The organism is Plantactinospora sp. WMMB782 (assembly GCF_049179135.1).
GTDB lineage: Bacteria > Actinomycetota > Actinomycetes > Mycobacteriales > Micromonosporaceae > Plantactinospora.
This window is the reverse complement of sequence record NZ_JBMHMC010000007.1, coordinates 2,835,409-2,851,686: the sequence shown is the minus strand read 5'-3', so window position 1 is coordinate 2,851,686 and position 16,278 is coordinate 2,835,409. Positions and strand designations below refer to the sequence as shown.

Genomic DNA, 16,278 nt, shown 5'->3' with positions numbered 1-16,278 from the left:
ATCGGACTATTCGCATTTTTGGCTCCGGCGCGGACCCGTCGCCCGCCGCCGCGGAGTTTTTGGCTACCGTAGTCGGTCAAGGTCCTCCCGGGCGGCTCTGGTGCCCGCCCGCCGCATCGCACTGAGGTGTCCGTGAGTCAGTACGGCGAGAAGAGAGTCCCCGCCGACGAGCAGCCGACCGTGCAGCTGGCCGCCGTCCGGGAACCCGCCGAGGATCGCCCGACCATCCAGATCACCGCGGTCAGCCTGCCGGCCGGCGGGCCGGGCCAGGCGGCTGGCCCGGCCGGTGGTGCCGGGAGTACCCCGGGAAGCGTCACCGCGACGTCGGCCGGCTGGGAGACGCCGGTCCCGGGCTCGGCCCCGCCCGGCGGGCAGCCGACGGGCAAGCGCCGGCTGCGTCGGATCCTGCTGGCCGCCGGTACGGCCGCCGCCGTGCTGGTCGCCACGGGAGGCGCCACGGCCGGCTACGCATACGCCGGTGAGGTGCCCCGGGGCACCAGCGTGCTCGGCGTCGACCTGGGCGGCAAGAGCCGGGCCGAGGCGGTCCAGGCGCTCCGCGCGGACCTGGAGTCGAAGGCCGCCACCTTCACCAGCCCGGTGCAGGTGCGCGTCGGCGACCAGACCGGCGAGGTGTCACCGGACGCGGTCGGGCTGGCGGTGGACGTCGAGGCGACCGTCGCGGCGGCGGCCGGGCACCGGCCCGGCCCGCTGAGCCTGCTCTTCGGCTCCCGCGACACCGAGCCGGTGGTCACGGTCGACGCCGAGAAGCTCGACACCGAGCTGCGGAAGATCGTCGGCAGGGCCGGGCCGCAGATGACGATGCCGGCGATCACCTTCACCGGTACGACCCCGAAGGCGGTCTATCCGAAGCCGAGCCGAGGGCTGCGGCCCGAGGAGTCGGCCAGGGCGCTGCGGGAGGGCTGGCTGGGCGGGCAACCGGTGCAGGTGCCGCTGGTCGAGACGCACCCGGTGACCACCACCGAGGAGGTCGACCGGCTGGTCAGCGAGCTGGCCAGGCCGGCGGTCGCCGCCCCGGTGACGGTGAGCACCGAGCGGGGCAGCTTCACCATCGCACCGGCCGCGATCGCCAGGAGCCTGGTGCTGACCGCGGACAAGACCGGGAAGATCGTCCCCCGGGTGGACGAGAAGAAGCTGCGGGCCGCGCTCCCCAGCCAGCTCGACAAGGTCGAGGTGGCACCGAAGGACGCCAGCATGTCGATCCAGGGCAACAAGCCGAAGATCGTGGCCGGTTCCGGCGGCTCCCAGGTGGACACCGCCGCGCTGGCCCGCGACCTGCTGACGGTACTCCCGAAGAGCGACGGCCGTACGGTCGAGGCGAAGCTCAGGCCGGTCGAGCCGAAGCTCAGCACCGAGGACCTGAGCAAGATGGGGATCAAGGAGCGGGTCTCCACCTTCACCACCAAGTTCACCGGCGGGCTCGGCTCGCCGCGCAGCCAGAACATCGTGACGATCGCCCGGGACGTGGACGGCACGGTGGTGAAGCCCGGCCAGACCTTCTCGCTGAACGGGCACACCGGTGAGCGCGGCTACGCCCAGGGCTACCGCGACGCCCCGGTGATCCTGGACGGCAAGCTGGTGCCGGGGGTCGGCGGCGGCACCTCGCAGTTCACCACGACGCTGTTCAACGCCACGTACTACGCCGGCCTGGAGGACGTCGAGCACAAACCGCACTCGTACTGGTTCAGCCGCTATCCTCCGGTCATCGAGTCGACGATCTTCTGGCCCGACCTCGACTTCAAGTTCAAGAACGACACCCCGCACGGGGTCCTGATCGACACCTCGCACACCGGCAGCTCGGTCACGGTGTCGATCTGGAGCACAAAGGTCTACGACAAGGTGACGACGGAGTGGAGCCCGCGCCGGAACATCACCAAACCGAAGGTGATCAAGCTTCAGCCCGGCCCCTCCTGCATCCCCACGAACGGGATCGACGGCTTCACCCAGGACGCGTTCCGGCTGTTCCACAAGGGCGGAAAGGTCGTCAAGCGGGAGAAGTTCACCTGGAAGTATCTGGCGGAACCCCGGTACAGCTGCGGCTGACCGGCTCCTCGTCCCGGTGGTATGACACAACCGGGATGACATCGGCACATTGCGATACAGCGATGGGGGTCCATACGCTGCCGGCATCGTGATCTGAGGCCCGCCCACGAGGCGGGCCGTCGATGTTCGGAGAGGACCCCCATGGCTCGTTGGCGCACCCTCACCCGCCTGGCCGCCGTCGCGTTCGTCGCGGCAACGGCCGGCGGCGTCACCCTGGCCGCACCGGCCAGCGCCGCACCGGAGAACACCGACGTCACACCCTTCGTCGTCGGCGGCACCCGCGCCGCGCAGGGCGAGTTCCCGTTCATGGTCCGGCTCTCGATGGGCTGCGGCGGTTCCCTCTACAGTCCGCGACTGGTGCTCACCGCCGCGCACTGCGTCGGGCGCACCGGAAGCAACAGCAGCATCACCGCCACGCTCGGCGTGGTCGACCTCCAGTCGTCGAGCCGGATCCAGGTCCGCTCCAACTACGTGTACCGGGCACCCGGCTACAACGGCAACGGAGACGACTGGGCGCTGATCCGGCTGGCCAGCCCGGTCAACGGGCTCGGCACCCTGCCGATCGCCACCTCCACCACCTACGACAGCGGTACGTTCACCGTCGCCGGCTGGGGTGCCACCCGGGAGGGCGGAGGGCAGCAGCGGTACCTGATGAAGGCCGATGTGCCGTTCGTCAGCGACTCGGTCTGCAACGGTGCCTCCGCCTACCGCGGTGCCGTCATCGCGGCCGAGGAGATCTGTGCCGGCTACCTCTCCGGTGGTGTCGACACCTGCCAGGGCGATTCGGGTGGCCCGATGTTCCGGCAGGGCGGCAGCGGCCTGGTCCAGGTCGGCATCGTCAGCTGGGGTAACGGATGTGCGCGGCCGAACTATCCTGGCGTCTACACCCAGGTCAGCTACTTCTCCTCGGCGATCGCCTCGGCGGCGGCCAGCCTGGGCGGGTGACCGGACGGGGTGTGGTCGGAACCGTGGGACCGACCAGCCCTCGCGCAGGCGCCGAGAACTGAAAACAGGAGTGGCGCCGCCCGTAACCGGGTGGCGCCACTCCTGTAAAGATGTCCGGCGGTGTCTTACTCTCCCACACCCTCCCGAGTGCAGTACCATCAGCGCTGGAAGGCTTAGCTTCCGGGTTCGGAATGTAACCGGGCGTTTCCCTTCCGCCATAACCGCCGTAACCCTATCAACAACACAAACAACAACCCCACCCACACGCAGGGCAAACCGTCGTTCGTTTGCTGTGAATCACACAGTGGACGCGTAGCAGCTTTGTAGTCAAGTCCTCGGCCTATTAGTACCGGTCAACTCAACCAGTTACCTGGCTTACATCTCCGGCCTATCAACCCAGTCGTCTCACTGGGAGCCTTACCCCCAAACGGGGTGGGATACCTCATCTTGAAGCAGGCTTCCCGCTTAGATGCTTTCAGCGGTTATCCCTCCCGAACGTAGCCAACCAGCCGTGCCCCTGGCGGGACAACTGGCACACCAGAGGTTCGTCCGTCCCGGTCCTCTCGTACTAGGGACAGCCCTTCTCAAGTATCCTACGCGCACGGCGGATAGGGACCGAACTGTCTCACGACGTTCTAAACCCAGCTCGCGTACCGCTTTAATGGGCGAACAGCCCAACCCTTGGGACCTGCTACAGCCCCAGGATGCGACGAGCCGACATCGAGGTGCCAAACCATCCCGTCGATATGGACTCTTGGGGAAGATCAGCCTGTTATCCCCGGGGTACCTTTTATCCGTTGAGCGACACCGCTTCCACACGCAAGTGCCGGATCACTAGTCCCGACTTTCGTCCCTGCTCGACCCGTCAGTCTCACAGTCAAGCTCCCTTATACACTTACACTCAACACCTGATTGCCAACCAGGCTGAGGGAACCTTTGGGCGCCTCCGTTACATTTTAGGAGGCAACCGCCCCAGTTAAACTACCCACCAGACACTGTCCCTGAACCCGATAAGGGCCCGAAGTTAGATACCCAAACCAACCAGAGTGGTATTTCAAGATTGCCTCCACCTACACTGGCGTGCAAGCTTCACCGGCTCCCACCTATCCTACACAAGCTAATTCAGATACCAATGTCAAGCTATAGTAAAGGTCCCGGGGTCTTTCCGTCCTGCCGCGCGTAACGAGCATCTTTACTCGTACTGCAATTTCGCCGGGCCTGTGGTTGAGACAGTGGGGAAGTCGTTACGCCATTCGTGCAGGTCGGAACTTACCCGACAAGGAATTTCGCTACCTTAGGATGGTTATAGTTACCACCGCCGTTTACTGGCGCTTAAGTTCTCAGCTTCGCCCCAAAAGGAACTAACCGGTCCCCTTAACGTTCCAGCACCGGGCAGGCGTCAGTCCATATACATCGAATTACTTCTTCGCATGGACCTGTGTTTTTAGTAAACAGTCGCTTCCCCCTGCTCTCTGCGGCCATACAACGCTCCACCAGCAAGTGGCTTCACGTCTCCGGCCCCCCTTCTCCCTAAGTTACGGGGGCAATTTGCCGAGTTCCTTAACCACAGTTCACCCGATCGCCTCGGTATTCTCTACCTGACCACCTGTGTCGGTTTAGGGTACGGGCCGCTCGGAACTCGCTAGAGGCTTTTCTCGGCAGCATAGGATCACTGACTTCACCTGAATCGGCTCGGCATCACGTCTCAGCCACATGGTGTGCGGATTTACCTACACACCGGCCTACACGCTTACCCCGGCACAACCACCGGCCGGGCTCAGCTACCTTCCTGCGTCACCCCATCGCTTGACTACTACCCGCCAGGTTCCCACGCTCCCCTGTCTTGGTCCGAAGACCGCCACAGGCTCGGATGGTTAGCACAACGAGGTTCATCACGGGCGCTCCTACACGGGTACGGGAATATCAACCCGTTATCCATCGACTACGCCTCTCGGCCTCGCCTTAGGCCCCGACTCACCCAGGGCGGATTAACCTGGCCCTGGAACCCTTGGTCATCCGGCGGAAGGGTTTCTCACCCTTCTTTCGCTACTCATGCCTGCATTCTCACTCGTGCCGCGTCCACAACTAGGTCACCCCGCTGCTTCACCCCCGGCACGACGCTCCCCTACCCACCCACACACCTGGATGACATCCGAAGACATCACCGAGTTAATATGTGAATGCCACAGCTTCGGCGGTGTACTTGAGCCCCGCTACATTGTCGGCGCGGAACCACTTGACCAGTGAGCTATTACGCACTCTTTAAAGGATGGCTGCTTCTAAGCCAACCTCCTGGTTGTCTATGCGACCCCACATCCTTTTCCACTTAGCACACGCTTAGGGGCCTTAGCTGGCGATCTGGGCTGTTTCCCTCTCGACTACGAAGCTTATCCCCCGCAGTCTCACTGCCGCGCTCTCACTTACCGGCATTCGGAGTTTGGCTGATTTCAGTAACCTTGTAGGGCCCCTAGACCATCCAGTGCTCTACCTCCGGCAAGAAACACACGACGCTGCACCTAAATGCATTTCGGGGAGAACCAGCTATCACGGAGTTTGATTGGCCTTTCACCCCTAACCACAGGTCATCCCCCAACTTTTCAACGTTGGTGGGTTCGGCCCTCCACGCGGTCTTACCCACGCTTCAGCCTGCCCATGGCTAGATCACCCCGCTTCGGGTCTAGAACACGCGACTACACGCCCTATTAAGACTCGCTTTCGCTACGGCTACCCCACACGGGTTAACCTCGCCACATGCCACTAACTCGCAGGCTCATTCTTCAAAAGGCACGCCGTCACCCACAAAAGCAGGCTCCGACGGATTGTAGGCGAACGGTTTCAGGTACTATTTCACTCCCCTCCCGGGGTACTTTTCACCATTCCCTCACGGTACTCGTCCGCTATCGGTCACCAGGAAGTATTTAGGCTTACCAGGTGGTCCTGGCAGATTCACGGCAGATTTCAGGAGTCCGCCGCTACTCGGGAACACCCACAAGAAAGACCAGATGCTTTCACCTACCGGACTATCACCGCCTACGGTTGGCTTTTCCACACCATTCAGCTAACACCTGGTATTTATAACTCTCCGGGAAAGTGTCAGCTTCCCCCATGAGGTCCCACAACCCCGACCACGCAACCCCTGACAGGTATCACACGCAACCGGTTTAGCCTACATCCGCTTTCGCTCGCCACTACTCACGGAATCACTATTGTTTTCTCTTCCTACGGGTACTGAGATGTTTCACTTCCCCGCGTTCCCTCCACACACCCTATGAATTCAGGTGCAGGTGACACCACATGACTGGTGCCAGGTTACCCCATTCGGACACCCTGGGATCACAGCTCGGTTGACAGCTCCCCCAGGCCTATCGCGGCCTCCCACGTCCTTCATCGGCTCCTGGTGCCAAGGCATCCACCGTCCGCCCTTGACAACTTGACCACAAAGATGCTCGCGTCCACTGTGCAATTCTCAACAAACGACCAACCCACACCCACCACCCCACACCAACCCGGAACCACGTCCGACCGTATGCGGGGCCAGGCGCGCCTGGCACAAGACAACAACCACACGGTTGTTCCCTCAGGACCCAACAGGATGCTCTACACCCACCACCAGCCGCACCAACCCGAACTTTCCACACCCCGAAGGGCCGTACTCGCCATGGTCAGCCGTTGCCAGCCGTGAACTTCGCCAGTGTCTCCGCCAACGAGCACCCCGCCACCACATCCGGGCGACGCGGGCTCCATACCGTCCTTCGACGGATGGTGCTCCTTAGAAAGGAGGTGATCCAGCCGCACCTTCCGGTACGGCTACCTTGTTACGACTTCGTCCCAATCGCCAGCCCCACCTTCGACCACTCCCTCCCACAAGGGGTTAGGCCATGGGCTTCGGGTGTTGCCGACTTTCGTGACGTGACGGGCGGTGTGTACAAGGCCCGGGAACGTATTCACCGCAGCGTTGCTGATCTGCGATTACTAGCGACTCCGACTTCACGGGGTCGAGTTGCAGACCCCGATCCGAACTGAGACCGGCTTTTTGGGATTCGCTCCACCTCACGGTATCGCAGCCCATTGTACCGGCCATTGTAGCATGCGTGAAGCCCTGGACATAAGGGGCATGATGACTTGACGTCATCCCCACCTTCCTCCGAGTTGACCCCGGCAGTCTTCGATGAGTCCCCACCATAACGTGCTGGCAACATCGAACAAGGGTTGCGCTCGTTGCGGGACTTAACCCAACATCTCACGACACGAGCTGACGACAGCCATGCACCACCTGTGACCGCCCCCGAAGGACCCCACATCTCTGCAGGTTTTGCGGCCATGTCAAACCCAGGTAAGGTTCTTCGCGTTGCATCGAATTAATCCGCATGCTCCGCCGCTTGTGCGGGCCCCCGTCAATTCCTTTGAGTTTTAGCCTTGCGGCCGTACTCCCCAGGCGGGGCGCTTAATGCGTTAGCTGCGGCACAGAGAACCGGAGAGGCCCCCCACACCTAGCGCCCAACGTTTACAGCGTGGACTACCAGGGTATCTAATCCTGTTCGCTCCCCACGCTTTCGCTCCTCAGCGTCAGTATCGGCCCAGAGACCCGCCTTCGCCACCGGTGTTCCTCCTGATATCTGCGCATTTCACCGCTACACCAGGAATTCCAGTCTCCCCTACCGAACTCTAGCCTGCCCGTATCGGCTGCAAGCCCACAGTTGAGCCGTGGGTTTTCACAGTCGACGCGACAAGCCGCCTACGAGCTCTTTACGCCCAATAAATCCGGACAACGCTCGCGCCCTACGTCTTACCGCGGCTGCTGGCACGTAGTTGGCCGGCGCTTCTTCTGCAGGTACCGTCACTTCCGCTTCGTCCCTGCTGAAAGAGGTTTACAACCCGAAGGCCGTCATCCCTCACACGGCGTCGCTGCATCAGGCTTCCGCCCATTGTGCAATATTCCCCACTGCTGCCTCCCGTAGGAGTCTGGGCCGTGTCTCAGTCCCAGTGTGGCCGGTCGCCCTCTCAGGCCGGCTACCCGTCGTCGCCTTGGTAGGCCATCACCCCACCAACAAGCTGATAGGCCGCGAGCCCATCCCAGGCCGAAAAACTTTCCACCCCCAACCATGCGGCCGAAGGTCATATCCGGTATTAGCCCCCGTTTCCGAGGGTTATCCCAAAGCCTGAGGCAGGTTACTCACGTGTTACTCACCCGTTCGCCGCTCGAGTACCCCGAAGGGCCTTTCCGCTCGACTTGCATGTGTTAAGCACGCCGCCAGCGTTCGTCCTGAGCCAGGATCAAACTCTCCAACAAAAACCATGGAAAATCCGAATAACCCGGCAACAACAAAAACACTTGCTGCCAAACAAACAAACATTTGGCACTGGCTTATCAAGCACCCTGTTGAGTTCTCAAAGAACAACCACACACCGAACAACCAGTCCAACCGGACCGCCACCCGGGGCATTTCGTCCCGCGCCCGCCGTTTCCGTCAGGCACTTGTTGTACTTTACCCGACTGTTTCTGCCTCGTCAAACCGGTGTCTCCCGGTTTGTCATGCTTCGTCCAGCCGTCGTGCACCCGCACGGACGCGACGGGCTACCGCCGCGATCGTTCGGGGTTCGGCAGGCCGGCCGCCGCAGTGTTGCTTCGCGGTCTTGCCCGGTGCCCTGCCGGGAGAGAAAGTTACACGGCCGGGCCGCCAACGCCAAATCGGGGTGGCCCGAACATAAGTTGTAGCACTAAAGGCGGATTGTCGGAATCGCCGACATCGGCCGGTCCTGTCGCGGCTCGTGCTTCCCGCGAACGGCCGAGCTGCGGGACAGCACCGACCAGCCGGACACCGAGCGCCGGAGCCGCGACAGCCGCACCGGAACGGTCGGGCCGTGGCACCGGTCCGGTCGGCCCGCGTGACGGTTCTCAGTCCGGGAGTCGGGCGAGCTGACCCAGGTAGGCGGTTCCGGTCCGGACGATCGCACCGGCCAGCGCGGTCGTCTCGGAATCCGCGCCGGCACGCTGCTCGGCACCGGCGATCCGTACGGACTGCTCCAGGTGCGCAGTCAGGTGTACGCCGAGGAGACGGCGGAACTCCGCCTCGGGTGCGCGGCCGAGTGCGGCCAGCTCGGCGGCGGTGACCATGCCGGGCATGTCATGCCCCTCGTGCGGGTTGGTCTTCGGCGCGCCGGAGCGGTCCAGCAACCGCACGGACCGGTCGAGATCGACGCGGTGGCTCTGCCGGATCCGAGCGGCGAGACTGCGTACATCCGGGTCTGCGGTACGCCGCGGCACCAGGTCCAGCAGGGGCATCACCCGTTCGTGCATGGCGATGTTCAGTTGCAGCCAGGCGACGTCGGTGCTGTTGAACGGGGCGGCCGGACCCGGTGCGCCGGCCTCGGATGGTGCTCCGGACGTACCCGACGGGTCGGGCGGATACCCGGGGGTGGCCGGGGCCGCGCTGGCGGGCGTACCCGGGCCCGGGGAAGGTGGTGCGGCGGAGCCGGCGCAGCCGCCGGCCAGCAGGACCGCGACGAGCAGCGCGGCGGTGTCCGGGGCGGCGCGGCGTCTCATCTCCGGTTCCCTTCCCAGGTCGCTGTCCGCGCCCCGCTCGCCCTCCGCCTCGGTGGGCCCGGACCGGACCGGCCGGACCCACCGAGGCGGCCCGTGATCAGCTCGGGCGGCCGTCCGCGCCGCACTTGATCACCGGGCGGATGCAGTCCCGGACCCGGCGGAGCATCTCCGCCTCGGGCCAGGCGTTGAAGAAGTCACCGTGCATGGTGAACCCGCCGCCGGAGGCGAGCCGGAACCGGGCCGGATCGCCGTTCACCGGATACCGCAGCACCTGGCGCAGCTTCGGCACCGCGACGGGGTGGCTGGGCGGGCAGGCCTGGTTGACCGGGTACGCCATGTGGCTCTTGTGGTCCGGCGAGTCGAGGTCCCGGCCGTTCCAGCACTGCGGGAAGTCGAGGTACGACTCGATCATCGTGCCGGCGGGACAGTTGACGAAGTCCTTGGACGCGCCGACGTGCCCCGCGTGCAGGCAGGACCACCGGGAGATGGTGGTCGAGTCCGGGCCGGTCGCCCTGGCGTTGCCGGCGACGATCCGCAGGCCCAGCGGCAGGGGCTGGGTGTTGGCGACGATGTCGCTGCGCACCCCCTCGCCGAGGTAGTAGAACGTGACGATCGTCGGCTCCACCGGGACGTTGTCCGCGTAGAACGTGGGCACCCAGTACGACGAGACGTCGACCCGGGGGTTGCAGGTGGTGTTGGAGTTCAGCAGGTCGGCGAGATTGGTGTACGCGTTCGTGGTCGTCGCGCCGAAGAAGCTGTGCATGTGCGAGGCGCCGGGCAGGCCCGGGAAGATGATCGGGTCGTCCGGCAGCCGGTGGCTGTACGGGCAGTCGGCCAGGAACTCGGCGACCCGGACGACCCGGGCCTGTGCCGGCTCCGCCCGCTCGACCACGGCATAGCCGCCGAGCAGGGCGAACAGCGCGACGAACAGCGACACGATCCTCAGCCGGCGGCGCGGCGCGGACAGGGGTACGGCCCTTTCCATGGGCACTCCTAGCGGGTGAGCGGGCAGCGGAGGATCCGGCGCCGCCGCCGTAGGCGTCGGAGACCGCTGGCCGGAGGGTGGTGGTCTGCCCCCGTTCGAGATGCCAGAGAGCGCTCTCTCCGGTACTACAAGCTTGGGCTCGCCGTCGAGATCTGTCAATACTTCCGCCCGAGCGTCGGATGGTGGCGGAGTCCGGAGTCCGGAGTCGGGACTCCGGGGTCCGGTGAAGTCCGGACGTACCGCGGAGTGCGCGGTCCGGTGGAGTTCGAGAGTGCGGCGGGCTCCGGGTGCGGTGGGCTCCGGGTGCGGCGGTGGCCGTGGGCGCGCTTCGTCGTACCCGGTCTCTAGGCTGAACGCCGAGCTTGCGGGCCTGACGGGAGGGGGACTTCGTGGCGCACGAGGCAGTGGGGACGGCAACCGACGAGCGGCCCGAGCAACCGGGTGGCGGCGGAGGCGGTCCGGCGGACGCGGCCGTCGAGCCGGTGGACGCGGCCGACGATCCCGCCGGCACTGCCGAGGGTTCCGTCGGCACTGCCGAGGGTTCCGTCGAGGCGGCCGTCGCGCCGGTGCAGCCAGCCGGCGAGCCGGTGGTCGACTCGGCGCTGGCGCGGCCCTTCCCGGACCGGTCGGCCTACCAGACGGCGATCGCCGAGATCCGGTCGGCCGCCGCCGCCTACTACAACGGCGCGGACCTGGCGATGGACGACGCCAGCTACGACGGGTTGCTGGCCAGGGTCGTCGCCACCGAGACCGCCCAGCCGGACTGGAAGCTCGACGATTCGCCCAGCGAGTTGGTGGCGGCCGGAGCCGGGCTGGTCGGCGACGTCGTGCACAGCGTTCCGATGCTCAGCCTCGACAACGTCTTCGGCGGGGAGGAACTGGCCCGCTGGGCGGCCCGGCTGGACAAGCTGCTCGGCCGTCCCGCCGCCGGCTACACCGTCGAACCCAAAATCGACGGGCTGGCCATCGCCGCCCGCTACGTCGACGGCCGGCTCACCCAGGTCGCCACCCGGGGCGACGGGCTGGCCGGCGAGGACGTGACGCCGCAGGCCCGCCGGGCGACCGGGCTGCCGGAGCGGCTCGCCGAACCGCTGACCCTGGAGATCCGGGGCGAGGTCTACATGACCGACGCCGACTTCGCCAGGGCCCAGGAGATGCGCACCGGGCACGGCGAGCCGCCGTTCGCACATCCGCGCAGCGCCGCGGCGGGCACACTGCGGGCCCAGGACCGGGCGTACGATGCTCCGCTGTCGTTCCTCGGCTACGCCGTACACGGCCTCGACGGCGCCGACGGGGAGACCGAGCCCCGCCCACACTCGGCCACCATGGCGTACGTCGAGAGTCTCGGCGTCGCGACCACCGCCGGTTCGCCGGTCGGGATGCCGCTCTGCACCACCGTGCAGGAGGTGCTCGCCGTGGTGGAGACCCTCTACGCGCGCCGGGGCGAGCTGGGCTTCGGCATCGACGGCGCGGTGATCAAGGCCGATCATCCGGCCGACCGCGAACTGGCCGGGTCGGGCACCCGGGCACCCCGCTGGGGCGTCGCCTACAAGTTCCCCGCCGACACCCGCACCACCACCCTGCTCTCGATCGAGGTGCAGGTCGGCCGGACCGGCGTGATCACCCCGGTCGCCGTACTCGCTCCGGTGCAGGTCGGTGGCGTCACGGTCACCTCGGCCACGCTGCACAACTTCGAGGACCTGGTCCGCCGCAACGTCCGGGCCGGCGACACCGTCTTCGTCAGGCGCGCCGGTGACGTGATCCCCGAGATCACCGGCGCCAAGCTCGACGAGCGGCCGGCGGACTCCACGGCGTACGAGCCGCCGGCCCGGTGCCCGCGCTGCGACGGCGAGATCGACCGCTCGCAGAAGCGGTGGCGCTGCACGCAGGGCCGGGCCTGCGGTGCCCGCGAGTCGCTCTCCTACTACGCGGCCCGGGACTCGATGGACATCGAGGGGCTGGGCAGCAAGATCATCGATCTGCTGGTCAGCGCCGGCATGGTCACCGACCCGGCCGACCTCTACGACCTCGACCCCGCCACGCTGGCCACCCTGGAGCGGCTGGGCGAGACCTCGGCCCGCAAACTCGTCGCCAACATCGAGGCGTCGAAGCGCCAGCCGCTCTCCCGGGTCCTCACCGGCCTCGGCGTACGGATGACCGGCCGGTCGATGTCCCGCCGGCTGGCCCGGCACTTCGGCACGATGGAGGCACTGCTGGCCGCCTCCGTCACCGACCTCCAGGACGTCGACGGCGTCGGCCCGGAGCGGGCCGTCACCATCGCGGCGGAGCTTGTCGAACTCGCTCCGGTCGTCGAGAAGCTCGCCGCCCGCGGGGTCAACATGACCGAGCCCGGAGCGCCCGGTCCGGCGGCGACCGGTGACGGCGACCCGGACGTGCCGACGGCGAGTGCGTTGCCGCTGCGGCGGCCCGACGGCAGCCCGATGACGGTCGTGGTCACCGGTTCCGTGCCCGGGTTGACCCGCAACGAGGGCAACGAGGCGGTCGAACGGCTCGGCGGCAAGTCGTCCGGGTCGGTTTCCAAGCGGACCGACCTGGTGGTCGTCGGCGAGGGTGCCGGCAGCAAGGCGGAGAAGGCCGCCGGGCTGGGCGTACGGGTGATGCCGGCGGAGCGCTTCGCCGAACTGCTCGCCGCACACGCCGCCGGTGACGCGACCACGATCACCGAGATCCTGGCCGTAGCGGGGGGCGGGGCACAGCCGGCCGACGCGGCACAACCAGTCGGCGAGGCACAACCCGCCGACGTGGCACAACCAGTCGGCGAGGCACAACCGGCTGATGCGGCGCGACCGGCCGACGGGACTCCGCCCGCCGGCGAGGCGCAGCCGACCGGCGTGGCCGGCTGAGCCTCGCCGACGCCGTCGTCAGCGGCGGCGGTCAGCGGCAGGGACGGTCAGCGGCGGCCGATCACCACGGTCGCCGGGAGGTCGTCGTCGCCGACCACCACCGTGCCGAGTCCGGCTTCGGTCAGCGCGGCTGCGGCCACACCGGCCTGGGCCGAACTGGTCTCCAGCAACAGGTGGCCGCCGGGGGCGAGCCAGTCCGGCGCCCCGGCGGCCACCCGGCGGAGCACGTCGAGGCCGTCGCGCCCGCCGTCCAGCGCCACCAGCGGCTCGTGCAGCCGGGCCTCCGGCGGCAACAGCTCGACCGCCTCGCTCGGCACGTACGGCACGTTCGCCACCAGCACGTCGACCCGGCCGCGCAGCCGGGGAGGGAGTGGCTGGTAGAGATCCCCGGCGTAGACCCGGCCGCCGAGCGGCGCGAGGTTGCGCCGGGCGCAGCGGACGGCGGCCGGTTCGATGTCCACCGCGTACAGCCCGACGTCGCCGACAAGCGTCGCGACCGCCAGCCCGATCGCTCCGCAGCCACAGGCCAGGTCGAGCACTGTCGCGCCGGGTCGGGCCAGCCCGGCGGCCCGGCGGACCAGCAGTTCGGTACGTCGGCGCGGCACGAAGACCCCCGGGTCGACCGCGACGCGCAGACCGCAGAAGTCGACCCAGCCGACGATGTGCTCCAGCGGCAACCCGCCGACCCGCCGCTCGACCATGGCCAGCAGCTCGGCCGGGCTCCCCGCGGCGCTGGTCAGGATCCCGGCCTCGTCCTCGGCGAAGACGCAACCGGCGGCCCGGAGCCGGCGGACGACATCCGCACGATCCGGGGTGGATATCTGGGTGGAGTGGAAGGTGAACACGTACAGCCCTTCGGAACGCCTGCGGGCGCCCCTCGGCTACCGGGAGCCGGCGTACCCGGAAAGGCACGCCGGAGCCCGGGGCGGGAGCACCCGGCCGATCGACACGGAAATCGGTCCCACCTCCTCGGATCGCGCGGCGCGAGGCCCACAAGGTACCCCAGGACCAGGCCGGCGGGTGGGCCGGCGGGCGCGGAGCGGTGTCATCTGGCCGATTCCGCCCCTGCCGCCGATCCGGTCCGGCAGGCTCGATCCCAGGCGATTCGGCCCCGGGCGCAGGCGCGACCCGGGCAGCTCGGCCCAGGCAGGCTCGACCCCGGGTGGGGGTGGCGACGACGTGCGGGTGGGACTCGATGTCACGGTGTCCGCCCGGACAGTGGCGACCCGGGTCAGCCTCGCCGTACTGGCCGCCGTACCGGCGGTGGCGATGCGGCTCTCCGGCGTCGACCTGCCGGCCGTCGCCGGCATGGCGGTCTTCGGCGTGGCGGTGCTCGCGGCGGTCGCCCTGTTGATGTGGGCCTCCGAAGTGGCCCGGGTCGACCTGCCGGGAAGTCTGGCGCTGGCGCTGCTCGCCCTGGTGGCGGTACTGCCGGAATACGCGATCGACATCTACTTCGCCTTCGCCGCCAGCTCCGATCCCACGTTCGCGGCGTTCGCCCTGGCGAACATGACCGGGGCGAACCGCCTGCTGATCGGGGTCGCCTGGCCCCTGCTGGTCTTCTTCGCCATCTGGGCGGTACGCCGCCGGCGGCAGCGCGGTGACCGCACCGGAGTGAGTCTCTCCGCACACCGCCGGACGGAGACCGTGTACCTGCTGATCGCCACCGGCTACGCCCTGGTGATCCCGGTGACCGGGCGGTTGGCCTGGTACGACAGCATCGTGCTGGCCGCCCTGTTCGCGCTCTACCTCTCCCGGGTCGGGCGTACCGAGCACGCCGAGGAAGCCCTGGTCGGGGTGGCCGCCACCCTGGCACAGGCGCCGGCCGTACGCCGCCGGCTGACCGTTGCGGCCCTCTTCGTCACGGCGGGAGTGGTGATCCTCAGCTCGGCCGAGCCGTTCGGCAGGTCCCTCGTCGAGGCCGGCAAGTCGCTCGGCATCGACGAGTTCCTACTGGTCCAGTGGCTCGCCCCGGTCGCGTCGGAAGCACCCGAGGTGATCGTGGCGATCGCCTTCGCACTGCGCGGCCGGGCCGACGACGGGCTGGGTGCGCTGCTTGCGGCGAAGCTCAACCAGTGGACCCTGCTGATCGCCTGCCTGCCGATCGCCTTCTATCTCGGCGGCGGGGAGTTCGCCGGGCTGGCCCTCGACGCGCGGCAGACCGAGGAGCTCTACCTCACCGCCGCGCAGACCCTGCTCGGCGTGGCGGTCCTGGCCGACCTGCGGATCTCCCGGGTCGAGGCGGCGACGCTGTTCCTGCTCTTCGCGGTGCAGTTCGCCCTGCCCACCCAGACGGTCCGGTACGGCGTCGCGGTCGCGTACGTGGTGCTGGCCGGGATCCTGCTGTTCCGGCAGCGCCGGGAACTGCCCGCCCTGCTGCGGGCGACCTGGCCGACCGGCCGGGCCCGAACCGGGCCGTCAACAACCGGGCCACCGTCCGGGCCCGGGGTGAGCAGACGCGGATGACACCTGCGGGTACGGCCCGTGGCGGGTCCCCGCCGCCGGCCGTACCCGGGTTCGGCCTACAGGTCCCTACAGGTAGCCCTTGGCCTCCTGCTTGGCGACCATCGGTTCGGTTCCCTTGCCCGTTTTCTTCAACGCGTCCCGCAGCTGCTTCTCGGTCATCTTCGAGCTGCCCTGGATGCCTGCCTCGTGAGCGCGTTGGCGCAGGTCGTGAAGTTCGTCCCGATCACCCATCTCGAAGCCTCCCTAGTTCCGCCGACGAGGGGCACCGCGACTCGGCGCCATCCTCCACGGGCCGGCTTCCCCCGATCGTGACCGGCAAACCGCAGCGTCGGCCGACCACCCCGGTCACCGCACCGCCCCCGGTCAGGCGCGGGAAGGCGGTCGCCGCACCGGGTTCCGGTCGCCGCACCGCG

Annotated in this window: 8 protein-coding genes and 3 rRNA genes; 4 read left to right on the top strand and 7 right to left on the bottom strand. The window is 67.5% G+C overall.

The genetic code is table 11. From position 1 onward, the window contains the following. Nucleotides 1-180 precede the first annotated feature (180 nt). Both ACN28A_RS15095 and ACN28A_RS15090 read left to right on the top strand, forming a co-directional pair. The gene (locus ACN28A_RS15095; protein WP_421404402.1) at nt 181-2,061 is read left to right on the top strand and encodes a VanW family protein; all 1,881 of its coding nucleotides are present in this window, start codon (nt 181-183) and stop codon (nt 2,059-2,061) included. A 141-nt stretch (nt 2,062-2,202) separates the two neighbouring features. Continuing rightward, on the top strand, nt 2,203-3,006 hold the full coding sequence (locus tag ACN28A_RS15090; protein WP_421395879.1) for a S1 family peptidase: 804 nt from the start codon (nt 2,203-2,205) through the stop codon (nt 3,004-3,006). 112 nt (nt 3,007-3,118) lie between these two features. Here ACN28A_RS15090 and rrf read toward each other — a convergent pair. The 5 genes from rrf to ACN28A_RS15065 all read right to left on the bottom strand — a co-directional run bounded on the left by rrf (nt 3,119) and on the right by ACN28A_RS15065 (nt 10,535). Continuing rightward, nucleotides 3,119-3,235 (bottom strand): 5S ribosomal RNA (rrf, locus tag ACN28A_RS15085). Nucleotides 3,236-3,329: 94 nt separating this feature from the next. Beyond that, nucleotides 3,330-6,442, bottom strand: a 23S ribosomal RNA gene (locus ACN28A_RS15080). Nucleotides 6,443-6,779: 337 nt separating this feature from the next. Beyond that, nucleotides 6,780-8,296 (bottom strand): 16S ribosomal RNA (locus ACN28A_RS15075). The 16S, 23S and 5S rRNA genes sit together here, the layout of an rRNA operon. A gap of 606 nt (nt 8,297-8,902) precedes the next feature. Further along, a complete protein-coding gene (locus tag ACN28A_RS15070; RefSeq protein ID WP_421395877.1) occupies nt 8,903-9,550 on the bottom strand; it encodes a DUF305 domain-containing protein in 648 nt (215 codons plus the stop codon). 97 nt (nt 9,551-9,647) lie between these two features. Next, nucleotides 9,648-10,535: a DUF1996 domain-containing protein gene (locus tag ACN28A_RS15065; protein ID WP_421395875.1), complete on the bottom strand. Its 888-nt coding sequence runs from the start codon at nt 10,533-10,535 to the stop codon at nt 9,648-9,650. Nucleotides 10,536-10,924: 389 nt separating this feature from the next. Here ACN28A_RS15065 and ligA point away from each other — a divergent pair, with 389 nt between their 5' ends. Continuing rightward, entirely contained in the window at nt 10,925-13,399 is a 2,475-nt protein-coding gene (gene ligA, locus ACN28A_RS15060; RefSeq protein ID WP_421395873.1) for an NAD-dependent DNA ligase LigA, read from the top strand. Nucleotides 13,400-13,446: 47 nt separating this feature from the next. On the opposite strand, the gene ACN28A_RS15055 is transcribed toward ligA, so the two are convergent. After that, nucleotides 13,447-14,244, bottom strand: a complete 798-nt coding sequence (locus ACN28A_RS15055) for a putative protein N(5)-glutamine methyltransferase (RefSeq protein WP_421395871.1) — start codon at nt 14,242-14,244, stop codon at nt 13,447-13,449. A 358-nt stretch (nt 14,245-14,602) separates the two neighbouring features. Here ACN28A_RS15055 and ACN28A_RS15050 point away from each other — a divergent pair, with 358 nt between their 5' ends. Beyond that, the gene (locus ACN28A_RS15050) at nt 14,603-15,865 is read left to right on the top strand and encodes a sodium:proton exchanger (RefSeq protein WP_421395870.1); all 1,263 of its coding nucleotides are present in this window, start codon (nt 14,603-14,605) and stop codon (nt 15,863-15,865) included. A 66-nt stretch (nt 15,866-15,931) separates the two neighbouring features. Here ACN28A_RS15050 and ACN28A_RS15045 read toward each other — a convergent pair whose 3' ends face one another. Continuing rightward, nucleotides 15,932-16,096 (bottom strand): hypothetical protein, encoded by a 165-nt coding sequence (locus ACN28A_RS15045; protein ID WP_421395868.1) that lies wholly within the window; start codon nt 16,094-16,096, stop codon nt 15,932-15,934. Nucleotides 16,097-16,278 lie beyond the last annotated feature (182 nt).

Bases quoted from the DNA above. Each gene is read 5' to 3' on its own strand.
- ACN28A_RS15070 (WP_421395877.1), bottom strand. From the start codon at position 9,550: ATGAGACGCCGCGCCGCCCCGGACACCGCCGCGCTGCTCGTCGCGGTC.
- ACN28A_RS15065 (WP_421395875.1), bottom strand. From the start codon at position 10,535: ATGGAAAGGGCCGTACCCCTGTCCGCGCCGCGCCGCCGGCTGAGGATC.
- ACN28A_RS15045 (WP_421395868.1), bottom strand. From the start codon at position 16,096: ATGGGTGATCGGGACGAACTTCACGACCTGCGCCAACGCGCTCACGAG.
- ACN28A_RS15090 (WP_421395879.1), top strand. From the start codon at position 2,203: ATGGCTCGTTGGCGCACCCTCACCCGCCTGGCCGCCGTCGCGTTCGTC.